Origin of the sequence: Methylobacterium sp. WL12 (assembly GCF_008039475.1) — a bacterium.
In the GTDB taxonomy this organism is placed as follows: Bacteria; Pseudomonadota; Alphaproteobacteria; order Rhizobiales; family Beijerinckiaceae; genus Methylobacterium; species Methylobacterium cerastii.
In genome coordinates this window covers 1-18,210 of record NZ_VRUW01000091.1, presented here as the reverse complement: position 1 = coordinate 18,210, position 18,210 = coordinate 1, and the positions used below count along the sequence as shown (strand labels likewise).

The window sequence follows — 18,210 nt, the reverse complement described above, 5'->3', positions numbered from 1 at the left end:
ACATATCATAAATGTCATTTACTGATTTGGTGGTTTCTCCAACTACTCCAGAGCGGCGCGCAATAAGTAGACTGCTTGCTAATTCGATATCGGCCATGCGGCGAATTTGCTGTTCTGTAAAAACACCCCATTTTTGCCAATGTGGATCGTCTGCAACCTGCTCCGCTGCCTTAATAAATTCGCCCTGAAAGTCAGCATTGCGAAATTCTTGGGGATTTAGGGATTTGTCTGTTTCGTTGAGACGGCGAAATATCAATCGAACGCTTGATTCCTCAACATCGTTAGGTATCGTTCTTGCGCTTACAACATAATTCCAAAGGCTTTGCTTTCTTTCATTAGTTAATTCAGCCCATGTCATGCCGACAAAGTCCATTTGTTGATTGGACTCATCCAGATGAGCGGCCTTGAGGGACCATTCATTCGATACAAACTGTACGACCGTTGTAATACGCTGCTGTCCGTCAACAATGGAATGATTTTGATAACCTGTCTCGGGGTCGGCAGGTTTCTCCCACAAGTATATTTCTGGCATAGGGTAGCCAATAAGTATGGTTTCTATCAAGCGAATTTTCTGACGCTCTGTCCACACGAGACGTCGTTGAAAACTATTATCAACAAAAAACCGTTGCGACCGGAAACGACCCACGGCATCAGTCAGTGTTATGCGGTTCGTCTGGATTAGGGCATTTATTGACATCACATACCTTCCTTAAGTCTGCTTACGCCCTCGCTATGATAAAGCTCTACGTCATGCCAGCTTGCATAAATTCGGAATTTGAATGGTCTTTGGATGCGTGTATTCACATTGAGTGCTCGTGCTAGTTCAGCGACGATAATCGCAGTGTTACGAAGGTAGGTGGAGCTATATTTATTATCGCTTTGAAGAACAATAAATCTAAGTATGATTTCGTTTCTATGCAAGTCCTTCAAATGAGAGTAGCCGTTCATTATTGCTGTTCTAATATCTCTCCAGACTTCTTCAAATACTTCGGGAGAAACTATAACAACGTCAATATCAGACCGTTCGCTAAAAGGGCGCAAGATTTTGTTGGGAGCCATACTAAATCCGAATTTACCACTCCCAATGATTGCGATGTTGTTAGGATTTGTATTAATTGCATTTGCAACGGTCACTCTGAAATCATGATAATTCCCAACAGGCGCCAGACCGCTATCTGCTGTGAATATCCAAGCGCTCGAATCGAAGAGGTGCTGCCGACAAAATGCTAGAGGAGACATTGATGCAATCGCGTCTTTGAAGTCGCCCTCGTTCATCGAACCTCTGCTGCCTCCCCCGTTGGCCGACGATTACCGTTGCCTAATCCCAATAGCATATGTTTTTCTGCAACCAGCCGTCGCAGTCATATCTTCGAATTTATTTTTTGGATCAGAAAGTCGCTGCGCTGCTTGGCGCGAGTCCACATGCAAACGGTATGAACTTATGGGCCATATGTAGCGTCAGGGTATACCCCGGCGTGACGTAACCGGCCGAGTGCTCGTCCTCGTCACATCAGTGTCGTTTCAGTTTCATGTGACGCATGGCGCGTCGGGCCTAAAGGCTGATGTGACCGTGGCGGCGGCCGTGGCGGCGGCCGTGGCGGCGGCCGTGGCGGCTGCCTTGAGGCCAACGGTCGGACTGGTGAGGGGCCGTTGGGCCGCAAGTGACAGGTGGCTGGCCTCCGCCATCGAAGCTTGCGCCAGTGCAACCCGCGTCGCGCCGCCTCGCATGGCGTCCTCCGAGGCTCTGGCGACCATGGCAAGGTAGCGATCCCGGTCGCCAGCCTTGAACGCTTCCCACGCACCGGGAACCAGACACACCGTCACCTCAGCCCCAGTCGCCAATGCAGCCGCTTCGAACAGCCGTCTCGTCGGCTCCACCGTCGTCTCGACGGCACACAGGACCACGACGCTGCCTCCATCTTTGACGGCCTCGGTCGCCAAGGCTGCATCGACTCGTAGGATCGGAATCGTCGCATCGTCGGCGGCGATCTCGGCCGCCGGCCCTAAGGTCGAGCACGTCAGTAGAACGACGTCAGCCCCTTCGCTTAAGCCTCGTAGTGCCTCGGCGGTCCGCTGCGCGATCTGCAACGTCAGCCGACCTTCCCGCTCCGCTGCGGCGAGAAGGTCGGCGCGCACCTCATGGTGCAGCGTCGCCCCGGTCAGGGCGACCGCCGCAAGGGCGGCATCGAAGACCGCGACGTTGCTTTGCGCCGTGTGAAGGCAGGCGATCCGGGTCATGGCACAGCCTTTCAGTGCGCTGGGTTGCGCCTGGAAGTAGCGCATTGGCCCAGCCGGGGGTGGGCGCACTCGCGGCGCTCCGTTGACAGCGACTATTGCGGGTGTGGTGTGTCGGGTGGGCCTACCACCCTGAGGTGACACCCCATGGCCCGCATCGGTTACGCCCGCGTTTCAACCCTCGACCAGGGTCTCGAGGGGCAGCTTGCCCGCCTCACTGCAGAGGGCTGCACCCTCATCCGGTCTGAAAAGGTATCAGGCGGCTCGCGCGAAGGCCGCCCCGAACTGGCGACGGTGATCGAGTTTCTCCGTGCCGGCGACGAACTGGTGGTGGCCCGCCTTGACCGGCTCGGCCGCGACACCCGCGACGTGCTCAACATCATCCACGAGGTCGAGCAGCGCGGGGCCTTCGTCACTGTGCTCGACCCGCACGTCTCAACGCAGGGGCCGATGGGCCATGTTATGCTGACCGTGCTCGGCATGGTGGCTCAGATGGAGAGGCGCTTCATCAAGGAGCGCCAGCGAGAGGGCATCGCGCGGGCGAAGGCCGAGGGCATCTACCTCGGCGGCAAGCGCCGGCTTGACCGCGAGCATGTCAGAAACATGCACTTAGCGGGCAGCGGTCCGGCAGCCATAGCACAAGCGCTTGGCTGTTCGCGTATGCAGGTGTACCGCGTACTGAAGGAGAAATGATGAGCGGCGCGGCAAACGGCGGGCTCGACCGGACGGTTGCGCTGCCTTCCAAAGGGCAAGTTGGAATTGCGGCCCAGGCGAGCAGAGCCGTTAATGATTCTTGTCGATGGTGCTCTTTGGGGCCTAGCGCGGCCGGCGGTTGTCGGGAATCGATGCTCCATGAGTAAGTTCACGGTCATCGATCTATTTTCGGGGGCCGGAGGTCTATCTGAGGGATTTCGGCAAGCCGGGTTCACTGTCGTAGCTGGTAGCGACAACGACCCAGACGCCCTTTCAACCTTCTCGCGAAACTTCCCAGAAGCGCAGGCTGTGCTTGGAGATGTCCGGCAGCCTGCTGTCAGAGAACGTGTCCTGGACGCCGCGAGACAAGTTTCCGTCTTGGCTGGTGGGCCACCATGCCAAGCTTTCTCTCAAGTCCGCAACCATGCTCGCGTGATCGATGATCCGCGCAACTCGCTTTATCGCGAGTTTGTTTCAATCCTGCAGGCCGCGCTTCCACCGGCTTTCGTGATGGAAAATGTCACTGGTATTGATCAGATGGGAGCGCGCCATCAGATTCTGACGGATTTGGCCTCTGAGGGCGAATACGAAGTAAGAGCGCAGGTCGTTGATGCGGCCGATTACGGTGTGCCGCAAACCCGCAAGCGTCTGCTATTCTTAGGCGTCCGCCGTGGCCTTGGAATGATCGCACCCACGCTTCAAGGATCAGGTGCGACCGATTCTGTCGCTCTGGCTCGGTTCGCGGGTGACCGTAGGCCGAGGTACCAGCTTGTCGTACAGCAAAACCTGCTCAGCATGAGGGTTGCAGAGGCGCTGGCGGACCCCAACGACCTCCTTGCCGTAACGGCTGAACAGGCTATTTCTGATCTCGCGGATCTTCCTGTCGGTCACCGGAATGATGCGCTCAGCCATCACGAATTGCCTGAGCCAAAGACAGCCTACCAGACTGAAATGCGCAGAATGTGCAAAACTCTTGCTCTAAACGTGCAGGTTCCGCGTCTCAACAGGGATACCGAACTCCGTCTTATAGGTATTCCGCAAGGCGGTAATCACCGAGATTTAGAAGAAGCGCTATTAGAAAGATATTTGACCGGGCATAAATGGGGGCAAAGCAACGGTACGGGATTGCTATCCCGCAAGCATTTTTATGCTTATAGGCGCTTGTTCCCGTCACTCTGGGCCTGGACGCTGAACACAAAGTCAGACTGTGTATATCATTACAGCTCAAACCGCGCCCTCTCGGTTCGTGAATTTGCGCGGTTACAGTCGTTCCCCGATCACTTTGTTTTTACCACCGACTTAAGGCGCGGGATGATCGACGGACGACACGATGGCGGTCCGGCACATTCGCGTTACCGGCAGGCTGGCAATGCAGTACCACCCCTTCTTGCTAAAGCAGTAGCTCAGAGTCTGGCGAATCAGCTCGGGAACGTGGCAGCGTCGACGCAGAAGCGCGCGTCCGCCGGGTGAGTAATGCCAGAAGCAGAAAAAAGTGCCGAAGAATTGTTAAACCGCACTAACGAACAGGCGGTTGAAAGGGCTTTTGGAGCCGAGAATAGAAACAAATTAATTGATCAATATTTTGTTTCATCCCGTAATTCAATCGAAGCGGCCGGCGCTTGGCAGCATGTTTATAGGCTTTTGCTCTGGTCCGATCCGACTACCGGTTTGGCCCATTGCTACGAGAGCGACAAATCACAGCCTGGAAAGCCGTGGTATGCCCGCTCCTTAGCGTTCCATTCATGGCTCGCAGACGGTTTTGGCGTACAACCGGCTGTTCTTGCCAAGGAAATCGATTGGCTGTTCGTGAAGGCATGTTCCGACTTGGCTGCAGCAGCCGTAAAACGCGAGGAGCGTCTGGCATCGGCTGCTTCGCGGCAGCGGGCACCATATGCAGGTCGAGCTTTTCCCGAGCCTGGAGCAGATCCTGAGCTTGCCGGAATTATCCAAGACGTTATGCGTCCATATCTCAGTGGCGCACCGTCAGATGCTGAATGGCGTGTGCTCACTCAGAAGGTAAGACAGTTTTTAGCGGTTCAGAATAAGCGCAAAAACCTCGTTGGTGAGGGTTTTGAGGATGTTCTCGCTCAAGTTATTAGGCGTGCATGTCGACTGTCTAACAGTTCGGTCCAGTCACGGCGGCTTCTTTACGAAATCCCCGGCTTTAATCGCGCGAGATCGGGTGGCAAAGAAAACAAAGTCGATTTGGCGATTAATCAGCCGAGCATGCGTACCATCGTAACAGCAAAATGGAGCGTGCGAGCGGATCGGGAGAAGCAATTCGCCTCCGATTACGAAGAATATTGCAATGCGGAGTCGGAAGGAAAGAAATTTAATTATGTCTTTGTGACAAACGAATTTGATCCCGCGAGATTAATGCGCGCTTGTGATGCCTTGTTCAGAAATAATTTGATGTTTGACTACATCGTTCACATCAATACGTCTGCTGTGATGGCTGCTTATAATGTTCCCGATAACCCCTCAATCGATAAAACTCGCGAGCGAGTATTCCAGCATATTCGTGAGGGCCGGCTGATAAGCCTCGAAAATTGGCTAGATTTAATTGTACGGCAGTGATGGAAGCTGGTGAAAACGCCTATGGATCGGATCTCTACTGAGAGAAGAAGCGCCAATATGCGCGCGATACGGTCCTCGAATACAAAGCCCGAAATTCTTGTCCGTGTCCTGCTTCGCGAAATCGGTTTTCCGGGCTACCGCCTTCACAAACGTAATCTTCCAGGCAAGCCGGACATTGTCTTTGTCGGTCGCAAAAAAGCGATTTTTGTTCATGGCTGCTTCTGGCACGGGCACGACTGTGCGGTTGGTATACGGCGTCCGACTACTCGGCCGGAGTACTGGCTTCCCAAGATTTCCGGAAACCAGGAGCGGGACGCCCGAAAGGTGCGAGAGCTATGTGCGGCCGGCTGGGACGTTTTGACTATCTGGGAATGCCAGACGCGTGATCTCGCCGGACTGAAGATGCAACTCGCAAGTTTTCTAGGGGTTACTGTGAGCGCGCAATCGATGACGGAATTCTGATACTGGCAGTTTCTTCCAATCTGCCTTCAGAGCATTTGAGGTTGACCCTCGGCTGAGATCCCGTGCAGTGCCCAGATTAGCGCCGCTACCTAAATGGAGGCAACAGCGCTGCGACGTAGGGCCGATGCGGTTCGACGTTGCCACCCAATCACGAAGTTCTCCCCATTGCGCTATATTGATCGCGACCTAATGCGGGACTGTTGGTCCGTCGATTGTCAAGCCGTTGGTCGGGCGTGCTGGCGCAATGGACGGGCGGGCGATCATCGGTCGGAACCTGCGGCGGAAGCGGGTTGAACAGGGCTGTCTCAGGAGCGGCTTGCCTTCGCCGCCGGCATCGACCGGGCTTACGTCGGCCGGGTCGAGCGTGGTTCCGAGAACGTGACCATCACCACCGTGGAAGCAATGGCCACCGCGGTCACCGTGCCGGTAGCCGACCTCCTCATTACCCCGCCCGAGGGGGCTGAGCGGTCCGCCCCCTGCCAGCCGGTCGTGGACGCACGGCCGACACGGCCCGCTGAGAGCGGCGGCGGAACGGCCATCGTGGCCGGCACAAGCGCCTTCATGAGCCGATCTCGAGATGCGGGGTGACCCACACGAGTAGCTGCCACGCCGCGTCCTGGGCCTCACGGGTTCTAGGATCGAGGTCGTGCCGCGTGAGGGCGGGGCTAGTGAGCAGCCAAAACAGCGCGGCAGCCAGATCCGGCGCGATAGCGATTAGTCGGGCGTCGGCCAGCCGCTGGATGGCGAGGGCGAGTTGAAGCGGCGTTTCGCCTGGGGCGAACGTTCGATCCTGCAGAATAAGATAGGGCCCATCGCCCACCCGGTCGTCTGTCGCCGCCTCGACCCAGAATGCCTGCTTTATATGTGATGCACGGTGATTGGCCTTAAAGCGCACAAGCCACGGTCCGGTCGTCGGCACTTGGCTCGCTGGGATGGTGGGCCGGCACATCTCACCACTCCTCGGCGAGCATGACGGTCAGCACCTGGATCGTCACGGCGGGGTTGCCCGCTTTGAGCGAGGCAAAGGTCACCATTCGGTAGTAGGCGTCGATCTTCCAGAACTTTCGCACCGGAGCGACTGCAACCACACTAAAGTCGTGCTCGCCGTGCGGATCGTTGGCCGCGTCGAAGGGGTCGAAGGCCCGCACCGCCGCCAACACGGCGGCACGGGTGAATTCGGTCAGGTTCGCGACCCCGGCGGTCATGATCACCTGACCCCAGTAAAGCTTTGTCGAAAAGTGTCGTTCAGGGCGGGAATCCGTGTCGTGCCACGACTGGCGGTCAGCGTCGGCATGGCGCTCACGCCAACTGGTCGGCGGCTTCCGGGTGAAGTAGGGCTAAGGCTTTGCGCGGCCGGCTAAACTGCGGCAAGTCGGGATAATCGGCCCAGGTCAGCACGAAGTGGTCATCAGCCTTCGTCAGGATGACCTTGGCCGCGTAATACCCTTCCTCCTCATCGTCCGCCAGCACGAGGCTCCCGATCCCGATTTGCGAATGGTCGGCGGGGGCCTTGGCACCAACCCGCGTCGCAGGCGGGTCGCCAGCGCCCGATCCGCCCGGCGCGCCACTCGACCTGCCCGAAGGCACGCCTCCGGCCTCGGCGGCCTTGCCAGCGGCTTTAACGGTGCGTGGGGCATCGGCGATACCGGCCGCTTTAAGCAATCGGTCGTAGAGCGCTGCCGAGGTGAACGGCACGAACGCCTTGCCTGAAGCCGGGAACAGGCGGCCCGCCGGCAGCTTCGCGCCGAGGTCGCGCAGGGCGTCGGTGTCGGCGGCGACGAAATACAAATCCATCCGGTCGGCGGCCCGCTCGACCTCGGCGGTGTCCTCCCCAACCAAACGAGCCGCGTGAGGGCGCCCCCGCTTGTCAACGCCGAACAGGAGGAACGTCGGCCGGTCGGTCGATGACGCGGGCTCTTCAGCAGCGACAGGCTTCGTCGGGGCTATATTCGACCGTGCATCGGGCAGCGGTGCAATGCGGGCCGGCACCGGACCGGGGGTAGGCAGCACGAGGGTAGTTTGCATCAATTTCGGCTCCTTGAAACAAAGAAGGCGGCCCGAAGGCCGCCTTGCTGAAGAGTGTATGGGATGCCCGCTGCCGAGGCAGGGGTGATCGCCTGCCCAAGCAAAAAGGGCAGCGGCACTGTAGAACCCATACGTCGCAGGGTTGCGACTATCGACCTATTAAAGGTTTTTAATCTTAATGTCAAGCTTAGGGTGATTAGAGCCTGTTGCAGTTCGAAGTCGGTGTCGGACCTCAGGGCATAGTCCGGGCGTTGGACCACATGGCAAAATCGTTGGTCATCACGTTCGATGTGTACGGTACGCTCACCCAATGGGATGAGACGGTACGCGATGCACTTGGGTCCATACTGGTAGCTCGTGGTCGGTCGGGCGCGGACGTCGAACGTGTCGCGAATGCCTTTGAGGCGGAGAGTCGCCGCTTGCAGACCGTGGGCGCCTTCCGATCATACCGAAGCATCCTTCGTGACAGCCTTCGACCGGCGTTGGCCGTCGCTGCTATGGAAGCGACGGCGGAAGACGCTGATGTCATGATCGAACGCTTGGCCTGCGTTCCGTCGTTCCCGGAAGTGCCATCGGTGCTGGCCGCGCTCGTTGCCCAGGGGCATACACTGGCGCCCATTTCGAACACCGATGACGATCTACTCGCCAGAACGTTAGAGGGCTTGGGCCCGGTGTTTGCGACCGCCGTCACCGCCGAACAGGCGCAAGCTTATAAACCGAATCCCGGTCTGTTTCGTTTTGCTCAGCGAAAACTCGGGGTTGAGATGGACCACTGGCTGCATGTCGCCCAGGGCACGTTCAGCGATCATGCGGTGTGCTCTGCACTTGGAATTCAGGCCATATGGGTCAACCGCAAGGGTGCTACCTTGCAGGATGGGCTCAACCCCTTCGCGGTTATCGACGACCTGTCCGCACTTCCCGATATTGTCTCCTCGCCCTAAAAAAGTTCGATGGAGCACCGCGGGCAAGATCAGTCCTCTGGTCATCCCTTCACATGCGGGTTCCTTCGTCGCGTTAGAAACGATGTCCGATGAACAGAACGCAGGACATCGGCAGTGACTCGCTAGGCAACAGCGAGGCCGAATGAACTATCACGCTTTGCGAAAAGCTAGTGGTCGAAATCTGACGGATGGAACCCATGCCCTGGGTCCGCTCCCGACCCAACCCAGCCGCCTGAGTTGCCATACGCGCCCGCCATGAGCGGTCGTTCATTGGCCATCAGACAACTTCAACGCGGGTGAAAAATGGAATCTGACTGTAAGTCTCACAGGATCGGCCCGCCCGTACTGGTTATTCGGGGGGTACTTCCGTGAACCGCGTCACCCGGCCTTTTCCAGCCGCCTTACTCGCGTAGCTAGCCTTATCCGCATGTTCAAATGCCTGAGCTATCTCAGCTTGCAGGCCACATTCTGCTACTCCTATGCTTAAGCCCAATTTGAATTCGACTACTTCCCCGTCTTCCTTCGTCCACTTAATTGGCTGTTCCTTCAACGCACTAAGAACTCGCTTCATTAGACCTGCGCATTCCTCCTCGGTGAAGTCAGGACTGATCACTCCGAATTCATCGCCACTGATACGATAAATACGGTCTCTGGTACGCGCCTTGGAGCGCAGAATACGGGCGACATGCTCCAAAGCAGCATCTCCGGCATTATGACCGATGGTGTCATTTACGTTTTTGAAGTTGTCTACATCAGCGCGCACGCAAGCAATGGGGCCAGGAAGCGCCAACCTTCCGCTTGCCAAATCAGATAAATCCTTCTTGTAAGCGCCCTGATTACGAAGACCAGTCAATGCATCTGTCAAATGCGCTTGCCCAGGCGCAGGCTTAGACATGAGTTCTCGGACGGGGCCTTGTTGGCAAAAACACGGGGCAGACTCGCAATCTCGACAATGTCCGGGGTAAGAAGACCATAACAAAGTATCAAGTGATATATCGTCTTTACTATGTTCACGTCTAATCAAGACCGCTAGGGCAAACCACCAAGCGATGAAATCCGCTAGCTCGTTTTCAAAGTTCTCTGGGTACAGGTGATAAAAGCGAACGGCTTCTGAAAGCTCGGCTAATTCTTCGATCATTCGAACGTAGGCATACGAAATTGGTTTTTGACCATTTGGCGGCGACTGCCAAGCTTCGCCGTATATGCGAACAAACATCAATTCGAAGTCAAGTACGCCTCGCTTGTGCCCGGTAGCGAACGGGTAAAATTTCTGTTCGAGCCGATCCGAATCCAATGTCGGCTTGTTACCTGACCAACACAAACAAGGTTCTTTCAGACAGTATGGACAACATCCTGGAAATTTCCGAAGCACAACCTCTTCGATATTGTTCTGTTGTGGACTAACAGAATACAGTAAAGCGCACGCCCACCCAAATATTTTTGGAATGAACCGAAGAGCACGGTCAAAATCTTGTGTTTTAACAATATATTTTCCAGAAATTCCGCAAACTTCTGATAAATGGGATAACACTTCGAATTTTGACTTGGCGTAATTTTGAGTTGGCCCATATATTGTATGAAGCATCTCATGGTAGAGGTTGAGACGCTGGCCGGGTCGATATGCTTCCGCCGCCATCTAGTGTGCCCGCTGTTCCGCTTAGTCGTGGACATTGCGACATCTTGGGGGAGGCGACAAGGCGGCTTGCCGGAATCGCGTTCGCAATATCGCATCCGTTCCAAAGCCGGGGCGTGTTCTGGCCGGGGTTAAACGGCTGGAAAGGGTTATGAGCGGGCGCGACGGCAACGTCCGCTTTGCTACATTGCCGCCCAAGAGTGGATTGTCTGCACCCCACCCGGTGCAGACGTTCGGCGCCGGTACAAAGCATCGGGTTTCCACCACTAGATGGGTCGATGTTGATCAGCGGCCGTAGGAACGTCTCGGCGTAATCAGCAGACACTTCGATTCTCAGGGATGGGCCACGACTTGTATGGAAGGGCAGTTGCATCACATTTCGCTGGACCCATCAGGCTCTGCGACGAACCTTTGGCTTCCGCGCAGCACCCGCCGAGTGGACACGCCGGCCTGACTTGTCTGCCGACGCCTTGCCCATCCGTGTTTCAGTCACGGGTTGCCGGGTTTCAGGTGCACGAGAATCAAGGAAGCGGCGGCAGGCGTCGAAGCTGGTCTCGACATCGGGCGGGCAGGCTATGCCCTGTTGCTCGGCTAAGCTGCGGGCGTAGCGCACCATCGCGTCGCTCGGCGCACGAGGTGTCCCGAGCCCGCTCCTCTGTTCCGCCTGCGGCGCACGGGCGCCCGCGTGGGTGTCGAGGAAGGTGCGGCACACGCTGCTGCTGCTCTTGCAGCCGCGCGGCAGCCGCACGCCCTTACGCTCGGCCAGCGAGACCGCGAACGCCACCATGGCAGGTGTTGGTGCGCGGTCGTCGTCTGGGACCTTTGGGATCAGGCTAGGATCAAGCTGGATCACGCCCGCGCCCGAGATCGCCCCGATCAACTCGTTCAGTCGAACGCGGGTACGCTGCCGGAAGGCTTCTGCACGCTGCACAGCCTCAGCGCGGGTAGCGGCCCGGCCAATCTCGGCGAGCTCCGCTTCGAACACGGCTCGGCCGACGGGATCGCCGTAGGCGGGAAACACCTGCCTGACGGCCTCGATGAAGGCGCGTCCGATTTCGGTGACCTCAATGGCTGGGTCTTTGCCAGTGCCGAGCGCGATGTAGCAGCTCTTGAGGAGCTTGGGCAGGATCGTGTCGCGCGTTGCCGCCGTACCAAGCCCCTTTGGCTCGTTCGGATTCACCGGGTTCTCCAACGCTCGCTTCACTGCGGGATCTTCGACTTGATCGATGAGGCGGCCCATCACCACGGGCAACTCGCCGCGCGTGATGCGCCGGGGCGGCTCGGTCACAGCCTTGACGACCTTCGCGCCCGTCGCGGTCCCGTCCTCGCCATCACAGATAGTCGGCAGCCGCGTAACGGCGGGTTCCTGCTCGCGCTTGGTCTTGCCGGGTATAAGATCAGGCTCGATCTCAGCCTCGCTTCCGTAGATGGCCCGCCAGCCCGGCTCGCGCACCATGCTGCCGCTAACCGAGAATGGCTTAGCGCCTACCGGCGTAAGGACCTGCGCTGAGATAAGGGTGCGCGCGTCGATGCCGTCGGGGAGGTGCGCGGCGAGGTACGCTTTGGCGATGAGCTCCCAAAGTCGGAACTGATCGTTTGAGAGGCGGCCGCGCTCGGGAACTTTGCGCAGGGGCACGATGGCATGGTGCTCACCCGGATCTTTGACGTAGTGGCCCTTGGTGCCGCGCCGCAGCACGGGCTTAACGTCGGCCGGAATGAACGGCCGCAGCTCGGGCAGCACTCCGGTAAGAGCCGCGATGATCGCCGGGGCGTCGCTGGTCTGCCCCTCCGGCAGGTACTCGGACTCGGTGCGCGGGTAACTCAGGTAGCCCTGGTCGTAGAGCTCCTGGGCGAGGCCGGCCGTGTGCTGCGGGTCCCAGCCGAATCGCTTGGCGCAGCGGCGGGCGAGCGTGTCCTTCGAGAACAAACGGGGCGGGCTACGCCGCACGTCCTTCTGCTCAACGGCAAGCGGGCCTGACCAGCCTGCCGCTGCCTCCCGGATTGTCTCGGCAACGGCTGGATCGAGGATGCGCTCCTTCGGTGCATGCCACAGGGTCAGCGCGGCACCGGATGGCATCCGGAGGTGCAGGGCGACCTTGAAGAAGTCGCGTGGGACGAACGAGCGAATGCGCTCCTCGAGATCGGCCAGGATTGCCAGCGTTGGTGTCTGCACCCCACCGAAGCGCCACGGCTCGCGAAAGGCGGGTGGCCGAAGGCGAAGCGAGATCGCGCGGGTCCCATTCAGGCCGAGATGGTAATCCTCGTACTGGCGGCAGAGAGCTTCCAAATAGGCCGCGTAATCTTGGTCCCCTGACTTCGTCTCCCGAGCCAGTGAAGCGAAGGCACGCTGGATCGATACATCATCGAGGGCACCAAGCTTTAGCCGATCCACGCGCCCAGACCAGCCAAGGTGCTCCAGCACCTCCCAGGCGATCATCGAGCCCTCGCGACCGGGATCTGTTGCGATGATAACGCGCTCGACGCCTTGCAACGCCTGCCGGATCGCGGCGAGCTTGGGGGCGTGCGAAAGGCCGGAGCGGTTCTGGCCAGCGGCGACCGGGATCGTGTCGAGCACGATGGGGAGCGCCTCGAAGCGCCAGGGCTTCCACTCAGGCCGAATGCTGCCGGGTTCCTCGGCGGTCAGCAGGTGCCCTTCGGCAGCGACGCTGACCGTGCTCGGCGAGCGGAAGAACCGCTGAAGCTGTCGCATCGCCGAGGGCTTCTCGAAGAAGAAAAGCGTGCGGCCACTCGGCTGAGGAGACATAGCTTCCTTGCGGGATCTCAGGCAGCCTGCGCCATGCTGTCGGCGCGAGTCACGAAGGGCTGGACCAGCACACGCCGGCCGCTGAGATCATGGACGCTGACGCTCCACTCCGCCCAGTCTTCCTGATCGTCGAGTTCATTCATGACGCTTTCCGCGACTTCGGACGCGCGGCGCGTCAGTCGCTCGGGACGGCGAACATCCCGACCAACCGAGTCGAGGACGAAAGCGACGCCATTGGTCGCGTGAAAGCGGTAGCGGGCCATGCGGTGCAGATCCCCTCAGCAGCATCTGAGAATGCATCGGTTCGCGTTCTGTTCTACCTGGGACAGTATGCGGGAAAGCGCAAGCCACAGCGCGGCCGATCCAGTTCTTACACTCAAGCTGACGCGGATCGCTCCCTCCTGGCGGCGGGGGCGCAAGCTCGAAGAGTAGCAACTTCGCGAAGCCAGGGAGCGGGCGAAATTCCCAATCATGATACTGCGAAGAGGTGCAGGCTCGTCTGCGCCGAAGTTGTGATCCTTAGCTTCATGCACCGTTAACCACGTTGGCCCAGTTCTCGCTGGGGTACGTTCTGCAGGATGGCGCACTGACAGGGAGGCAAGCCATGACGCTCAGGCACCTATTCACCGATCATCCATCCTCGCTTGGCGAGACGTATCCTGAGCACATGGGCGCTTCTCTGAGCTACGCCGTACCGCTTCTTGGTGCGGCGATGGCTGCCTTCGTGCACGCGGTGTTCCCCTTCCTCCACACGACGACGGCGAGTGCGGCGGTGAAGCGTCTCTACGACCGCATGAACCGCCGATGCGTCGCCTGCCCATCAGGACGGGTCCATCGTCCCGATCTCTTCGTGCGGACGCCCTCCAAGCCGGCGTTCGAGCCGGGTCTGATGTACGAAATCTGATATCGGCGAGGCAGCCGTTTCCGATGGCGCGTCATTGAAGGTGGCCAGAGCCGCTGCTCGACGTGGCGCGGTTTACAAATGATGCCGTAGGCGGGTTGCCAGCGCCCGATCCGCCCGGCGCGCCAATTGGGCTGCCCCTGGGCTCACCTCCGGCCTGAGCGGCCCTGCCTGCGGCTTTGAGGGGCATCATGCAGCCTCGTCGTCGCGAACATCAGCCGCGCCAGCATGGGCGCGCAACGGTGGGTCGCATTGGGGGTCTCGTGGCTCACATGCCGGGCGCGGACGAGCGGGTGCGGACGGCCGAAGACGCCACGAAGGCGGATGCGCTGACGCGAGCGGCCGAACACTTCAGATTTCCCGCCGACCTCGCCGCACCGGGCTGGTCGAACGATCTTCCGATGGTGACGGCGTGGGCTCCGGTCGGGTCGAGCGCCGAGGCCCTGCCAACCGGGGTCCTACGCCTGCGACGGGAATGGGATGAGGCGGCATGGCCGCACGCCACCCGGAGGCTACTTCCCAATACGAGCGGCCATTCCTAAGGTTCTTTAGGCGGTGGGCATACGGTCGGATTGAGGCCGCTTCCTGTCACGGGAACGATGGCGCGATGTGCAATCTTTACAGCCTTGGCCGACAGGGGCCTGATGCTCTCCGGGCGTTCTTCCAGGCGACGCGCGATGAGACGCGCAACATGCCTGAACTACCGGCGATCTTCCCGAACACTGCTGCGCCGGTCGTCCACGTCCGAGAGGGCGAGCGCACACTGTCGATGATGCGTTGGGGCCTGCCGTCGCCAGCCTTCGCGCTCGAAAACCGCAATGTCGATCCGGGGGTGACGAACGTCCGTAATGTGAAGAGCCCGCATTGGCGGCGCTGGCTCAAGCCAGAGCACCGCTGCCTCGTGCCTTTCACCGCGTTTTCCGAGAACACGAAGGATGCGAACGGTAAGTCGCTGCCTGTCTGGTTCGCCATTGACGAGGAGAGACCGCTGGTCTGCTTCGCCGGCCTAAAGATCGAAGGATGGGCGTCGGTCCGCAAGGTCAGGGACGGCGAGACAACCGACGACCTTTATGCCTTTCTGACGACCGAACCGAACGCCGAGGTTGGCGTGGTTCACCCGAAGGCGATGCCCGTGATCCTTACGACCGACGAGGAACGCGAGGTGTGGCTGCGAGCGCCTTGGACTGAAGTGGCGGGACTGCAACGCCCCCTGCCGGATGGCGCACTCACCGTAGTTGGTCAGGGCGAGCGACGAGACGGATGAGCTGAAGGCAATCACGAATACGGATGCGTTGCTGCTTGCTGATCCCAGTCGCGTTTCGCTAAGCTGGACCATAGGTTGCACAATCAGGGTCGTCCCGTGTTTCACCGATTTTTAGCACCGATGCTCCTCGCGCTCACGGCGACAACCGCGACCGCCGAGGAGCGCAAGCCTGATGATGCGGCTTACGAAGCACTTTTGACTACAGCCAAAATTACTTCCAAGACAATCAACGATGCTGGCTGCCTTGTCACTGCTACCGCAGATTTTGATGCCTATCAGCAGCAACTTGCCGTTTTCCGAGAAGCTTGGCTAAATCGAGATCAATCCATCGATTTCTATCGGCAGCGACGCAAGCAGGTTTTTACCTACCTCGTCCTAAAGCGGTTCGCAGAGCTAATCACCGAGGGCATTTATAATGGAAAAAAGGAGACTCTGCCTGCCGAGTGTTCGTTTGCGGTCTCTGCGAGCTACGCTGATAAATTTGGACAGCGGCAGACAACACCGGCGATATCTTGGCGCTTCAGCCAAAAGCAGGCGGCTCGTGTGAACTGGGAAAACTTCGACCCCCGCGATTTCCACGACGTCGCTCTCAGCTACACCATTACCCCGGAGATCCAAGCATGGATGTCTGACGAGCCGAGCATGGTGGCTCCGTCATCGACAAAGCCGGCAGCTCAATGCGATAAATTTCTCTTTCGCGCCAATGCGGTTTTCATTCGAGCGACCACGCACTGTCCGAAGAATTACATGGACAGTAAGGCTGGCTACAGTGCCCTTGCTGGCGCAAAACAGTGTGCTTCTTCGAACGGCATTGACGAGGCAGAGGTTAAATCGGCGATGATGGAGCTTGACCGAATTGTGCAGCAGCGCGGTCGCACTCAGGCTTGCCGCTGGGTGGAGAACATCGCACAGCAGGTGGTATCCGGGGATCGATGAGAATGTCACTCGCTAAAGCGGATGCAGTAAACTCGTCCTTCACGACAGATCGCCCTCGGCGTCTTGATGGTTAGCTTCGAGTTGCGACCGGGTTCGGTCTGTGCATGGCCAGCGGCACGTAGCGCCCGCATCAAAACGGCATGCGCCGCGAACTCGACCCTGAAGCGCTCGGCAGGGATTAGCACCTCGGTGCCGTCGCGGCCCGCTCGCAGGAACCCGACTGCAGCCTCGAAGTCGGCCTTCGTTAGCGGACGATCCAGGTTCTCCACCTCAACCAGCGCAGCGCGATGGCGCTCGACGTAAGCGTGGACTACCGCGCGCGGGTCAGAGGGCACGCCCGTGCCGCTGAGGGCCATACGCGCGACCGCCTGGACGGCTTCGGCGGGGCTGCCCCATTGCGTTGGTAGGACACCCCAGCGCCTTGCGAGCAGGCCCGCGACTGCGACAAGCGCGAGGCACTTCTGAACGCGCGGCCGATCAGTCTCGCCACTCAGGCGGTCGCGATGGTGAGCCAGCCCGCGCGCTAGAAGTTCGCGGAAGCGCCCCTCGTCGTGTGCAATGTTGTTTTGGACGAATTGCACGAAGACCGAACCAGCCGTACCCCACTGCTCGTCCACTCGCCCACGCAATGCTTCAGCCGCCTGTGCTGCACTCTCGTAACCGGACGGGATGAAATCAAAGATCCCGTGCGCCCGCGTTGCTGCGACCGGGATCGTGATCATGCGCTGGTGCAGCGCCTCGCGCTCGGCTGGCGCGCCCTCAATGAGATCGCGCAGAGGCCGGTTGCTGGTGCTGATCACCGCCAGCTGCGATTGCGGTCCGCTCACGGGATCGCCGTAGCGCTGACGCATTCCTGAACTCGTCATGCCGAAGATGGCCTGCTGGATAAGGGAACGGCGCGCGTCGAGCGTACCCGCCAGATTGGCCTCGTCCAGCAGGAGGAGCCCGTGTCGATGGGCGAGCTTGACGGCATCGAAACGCCCCGGCGAGAGGTTCCACGTCTCTCCGCCAGCCTCGGTGCTGTTAGGATCACCTGCCCAGACCGACATCGCGACCATGCCGGTGAGCGACTTGCCGCTGCCGGGCTCGCCAGCGAACTCGAACAAGGGGCTAAGGTAGTCCGACGGCACGAAGGGCAAGAGGGGGCCGACGAAAGCGAGCGCGAGGCCGAAGAGGAGAAACGGCTGCTCCGTCACAAGAGGACCCAGCGCTGCCTGCCAGTGCATCAGCGATCCGCGCGGAGTGAACTTCGGGTGCGGAGCGAAGGTGATGATAACCTCGTGCTCAGCGGTCTCACGACCGGTTGCCTCGTGCTCGCTGACAGGCGGCGCGAGCATTGCGGCGTTCCCGAGCACGAAGTGCTGCGCGGTCCATCCGGGAGCGGTGGCTATGAGCGCCGAGCGGTAGGTGCCGGAATGGGCGATCTCAGTACGCAGCGCGCGCTGCGCGGCGGGCTCTATAAGGCGCGGGTCAATGTCCGCAAGGCGACTGAAGACCTCTTGACGCGCGAAGTCCGCCACGGGGATCCATAAGGCGCGCAAGGGCGTGCCATAACGAACCCAAGCGCCTCCGTGCTGATCGTGCACCCTGTCCAGAACGCCCGGTGTGGGTGCCTGCCCCAATCGCCCCCTGACGATTGGTTTCTCACGGCGCGCGCAGCCCGGCGCCGACTGCCCGCGCGGCGCGGTGGCAGGGATGCATAATTTGATGCCCATAATCGCGGCCCTCTACATGCTTGCTGCGGAAGGTTGGCAGCTCGGAGCTACCCACCTTCCCACC

The 18,210-nt window shown here is 59.4% G+C and carries 18 protein-coding genes and 1 pseudogene; 9 read left to right on the top strand and 10 right to left on the bottom strand.

Going from position 1 to position 18,210, the window contains the following annotated elements; genetic code table 11:
* The 3 genes from FV226_RS23205 to FV226_RS23195 form a co-directional block, all read right to left on the bottom strand.
* On the bottom strand, window positions 1–589 hold a 589-nt coding region (locus FV226_RS23205), incomplete at its 3' end, for a DUF262 domain-containing protein (RefSeq protein WP_246691707.1).
* Between the two features lie 107 nt (window positions 590–696).
* The gene (locus FV226_RS23200) at window positions 697–1,275 is read right to left on the bottom strand and encodes a hypothetical protein (RefSeq protein WP_147764760.1); all 579 of its coding nucleotides are present in this window, start codon (window positions 1,273–1,275) and stop codon (window positions 697–699) included.
* Between the two features lie 252 nt (window positions 1,276–1,527).
* Window positions 1,528–2,283: an aspartate/glutamate racemase family protein gene (locus FV226_RS23195; RefSeq protein WP_246691706.1), complete on the bottom strand. Its 756-nt coding sequence runs from the start codon at window positions 2,281–2,283 to the stop codon at window positions 1,528–1,530.
* Window positions 2,284–2,382: 99 nt separating this feature from the next.
* On the opposite strand from FV226_RS23195, the gene FV226_RS23190 reads away from it, so the two are divergent.
* From FV226_RS23190 to FV226_RS28770, 5 genes and pseudogenes are all read left to right on the top strand, one after another.
* The gene (locus tag FV226_RS23190) at window positions 2,383–2,928 is read left to right on the top strand and encodes a recombinase family protein (RefSeq protein ID WP_147764759.1); all 546 of its coding nucleotides are present in this window, start codon (window positions 2,383–2,385) and stop codon (window positions 2,926–2,928) included.
* 159 nt (window positions 2,929–3,087) lie between these two features.
* The gene (locus tag FV226_RS23185; RefSeq protein ID WP_147764758.1) at window positions 3,088–4,398 is read left to right on the top strand and encodes a DNA cytosine methyltransferase; all 1,311 of its coding nucleotides are present in this window, start codon (window positions 3,088–3,090) and stop codon (window positions 4,396–4,398) included.
* Between the two features lie 3 nt (window positions 4,399–4,401).
* Window positions 4,402–5,505 carry a hypothetical protein gene (locus FV226_RS23180; protein ID WP_147764757.1) on the top strand — a complete coding sequence of 368 codons (1,104 nt, stop codon included), beginning with the start codon at window positions 4,402–4,404 and terminating at the stop codon, window positions 5,503–5,505.
* A 21-nt stretch (window positions 5,506–5,526) separates the two neighbouring features.
* A complete protein-coding gene (locus FV226_RS23175) occupies window positions 5,527–5,967 on the top strand; it encodes a very short patch repair endonuclease (RefSeq protein WP_147764763.1) in 441 nt (146 codons plus the stop codon).
* Between the two features lie 244 nt (window positions 5,968–6,211).
* A pseudogene (locus tag FV226_RS28770) lies at window positions 6,212–6,405 on the top strand (helix-turn-helix transcriptional regulator); the annotation flags it as partial.
* 121 nt (window positions 6,406–6,526) lie between these two features.
* Here FV226_RS28770 and FV226_RS23165 read toward each other — a convergent pair.
* The 3 genes from FV226_RS23165 to FV226_RS23155 all read right to left on the bottom strand — a co-directional run bounded on the left by FV226_RS23165 (window position 6,527) and on the right by FV226_RS23155 (window position 7,992).
* Window positions 6,527–6,916 carry a hypothetical protein gene (locus FV226_RS23165; RefSeq protein ID WP_147764756.1) on the bottom strand — a complete coding sequence of 130 codons (390 nt, stop codon included), beginning with the start codon at window positions 6,914–6,916 and terminating at the stop codon, window positions 6,527–6,529.
* Window position 6,917: 1 nt separating this feature from the next.
* Entirely contained in the window at window positions 6,918–7,172 is a 255-nt protein-coding gene (locus FV226_RS23160) for a DUF3768 domain-containing protein (RefSeq protein ID WP_246691704.1), read from the bottom strand.
* Between the two features lie 94 nt (window positions 7,173–7,266).
* Window positions 7,267–7,992 (bottom strand): hypothetical protein, encoded by a 726-nt coding sequence (locus FV226_RS23155; protein ID WP_246691703.1) that lies wholly within the window; start codon window positions 7,990–7,992, stop codon window positions 7,267–7,269.
* A gap of 206 nt (window positions 7,993–8,198) precedes the next feature.
* Between FV226_RS23155 and FV226_RS23150 the strand changes: the two genes are divergently transcribed.
* A complete protein-coding gene (locus FV226_RS23150; protein ID WP_187278831.1) occupies window positions 8,199–8,933 on the top strand; it encodes an HAD family hydrolase in 735 nt (244 codons plus the stop codon).
* 349 nt (window positions 8,934–9,282) lie between these two features.
* Here FV226_RS23150 and FV226_RS23145 read toward each other — a convergent pair whose 3' ends face one another.
* From FV226_RS23145 to FV226_RS23135, 3 genes are all read right to left on the bottom strand, one after another.
* Entirely contained in the window at window positions 9,283–10,569 is a 1,287-nt protein-coding gene (locus FV226_RS23145) for a diguanylate cyclase (protein WP_147764754.1), read from the bottom strand.
* A gap of 388 nt (window positions 10,570–10,957) precedes the next feature.
* The gene (locus FV226_RS23140; RefSeq protein ID WP_147764753.1) at window positions 10,958–13,330 is read right to left on the bottom strand and encodes a DNA topoisomerase; all 2,373 of its coding nucleotides are present in this window, start codon (window positions 13,328–13,330) and stop codon (window positions 10,958–10,960) included.
* A gap of 17 nt (window positions 13,331–13,347) precedes the next feature.
* The gene (locus FV226_RS23135) at window positions 13,348–13,593 is read right to left on the bottom strand and encodes a hypothetical protein (RefSeq protein WP_147764752.1); all 246 of its coding nucleotides are present in this window, start codon (window positions 13,591–13,593) and stop codon (window positions 13,348–13,350) included.
* A gap of 341 nt (window positions 13,594–13,934) precedes the next feature.
* On the opposite strand from FV226_RS23135, the gene FV226_RS23130 reads away from it, so the two are divergent.
* The 3 genes from FV226_RS23130 (at window position 13,935) to FV226_RS23120 (ending at window position 16,431) form a co-directional block, all read left to right on the top strand.
* Complete coding sequence (locus FV226_RS23130) at window positions 13,935–14,234, top strand: DUF6356 family protein (RefSeq protein WP_147764751.1); 300 nt, start codon at window positions 13,935–13,937, stop codon at window positions 14,232–14,234.
* 604 nt (window positions 14,235–14,838) lie between these two features.
* On the top strand, window positions 14,839–15,495 hold the full coding sequence (locus FV226_RS23125) for an SOS response-associated peptidase family protein (RefSeq protein ID WP_147764750.1): 657 nt from the start codon (window positions 14,839–14,841) through the stop codon (window positions 15,493–15,495).
* A 120-nt stretch (window positions 15,496–15,615) separates the two neighbouring features.
* Window positions 15,616–16,431 (top strand): hypothetical protein, encoded by an 816-nt coding sequence (locus FV226_RS23120; RefSeq protein ID WP_147764749.1) that lies wholly within the window; start codon window positions 15,616–15,618, stop codon window positions 16,429–16,431.
* A gap of 5 nt (window positions 16,432–16,436) precedes the next feature.
* Here FV226_RS23120 and FV226_RS23115 read toward each other — a convergent pair whose 3' ends face one another.
* Window positions 16,437–17,951 (bottom strand): DUF927 domain-containing protein, encoded by a 1,515-nt coding sequence (locus FV226_RS23115; protein WP_187278830.1) that lies wholly within the window; start codon window positions 17,949–17,951, stop codon window positions 16,437–16,439.
* Window positions 17,952–18,210: the final 259 nt, after the last annotated feature.

Bases quoted from the DNA above. Each gene is read 5' to 3' on its own strand.
- FV226_RS23195 (WP_246691706.1), bottom strand. From the start codon at position 2,283: ATGCGCTACTTCCAGGCGCAACCCAGCGCACTGAAAGGCTGTGCCATG.
- FV226_RS23120 (WP_147764749.1), top strand. From the start codon at position 15,616: ATGCTCCTCGCGCTCACGGCGACAACCGCGACCGCCGAGGAGCGCAAG.
- FV226_RS23130 (WP_147764751.1), top strand. From the start codon at position 13,935: ATGACGCTCAGGCACCTATTCACCGATCATCCATCCTCGCTTGGCGAG.
- FV226_RS23185 (WP_147764758.1), top strand. From the start codon at position 3,088: ATGAGTAAGTTCACGGTCATCGATCTATTTTCGGGGGCCGGAGGTCTA.
- FV226_RS23175 (WP_147764763.1), top strand. From the start codon at position 5,527: ATGGATCGGATCTCTACTGAGAGAAGAAGCGCCAATATGCGCGCGATA.
- FV226_RS23145 (WP_147764754.1), bottom strand. From the start codon at position 10,569: ATGGCGGCGGAAGCATATCGACCCGGCCAGCGTCTCAACCTCTACCAT.
- FV226_RS23190 (WP_147764759.1), top strand. From the start codon at position 2,383: ATGGCCCGCATCGGTTACGCCCGCGTTTCAACCCTCGACCAGGGTCTC.
- FV226_RS23155 (WP_246691703.1), bottom strand. From the start codon at position 7,992: ATGCAAACTACCCTCGTGCTGCCTACCCCCGGTCCGGTGCCGGCCCGC.
- FV226_RS23200 (WP_147764760.1), bottom strand. From the start codon at position 1,275: ATGAACGAGGGCGACTTCAAAGACGCGATTGCATCAATGTCTCCTCTA.
- FV226_RS23140 (WP_147764753.1), bottom strand. From the start codon at position 13,330: ATGTCTCCTCAGCCGAGTGGCCGCACGCTTTTCTTCTTCGAGAAGCCC.
- FV226_RS23180 (WP_147764757.1), top strand. From the start codon at position 4,402: ATGCCAGAAGCAGAAAAAAGTGCCGAAGAATTGTTAAACCGCACTAAC.
- FV226_RS23165 (WP_147764756.1), bottom strand. From the start codon at position 6,916: ATGTGCCGGCCCACCATCCCAGCGAGCCAAGTGCCGACGACCGGACCG.
- FV226_RS23125 (WP_147764750.1), top strand. From the start codon at position 14,839: ATGTGCAATCTTTACAGCCTTGGCCGACAGGGGCCTGATGCTCTCCGG.
- FV226_RS23135 (WP_147764752.1), bottom strand. From the start codon at position 13,593: ATGGCCCGCTACCGCTTTCACGCGACCAATGGCGTCGCTTTCGTCCTC.
- FV226_RS23160 (WP_246691704.1), bottom strand. From the start codon at position 7,172: ATGACCGCCGGGGTCGCGAACCTGACCGAATTCACCCGTGCCGCCGTG.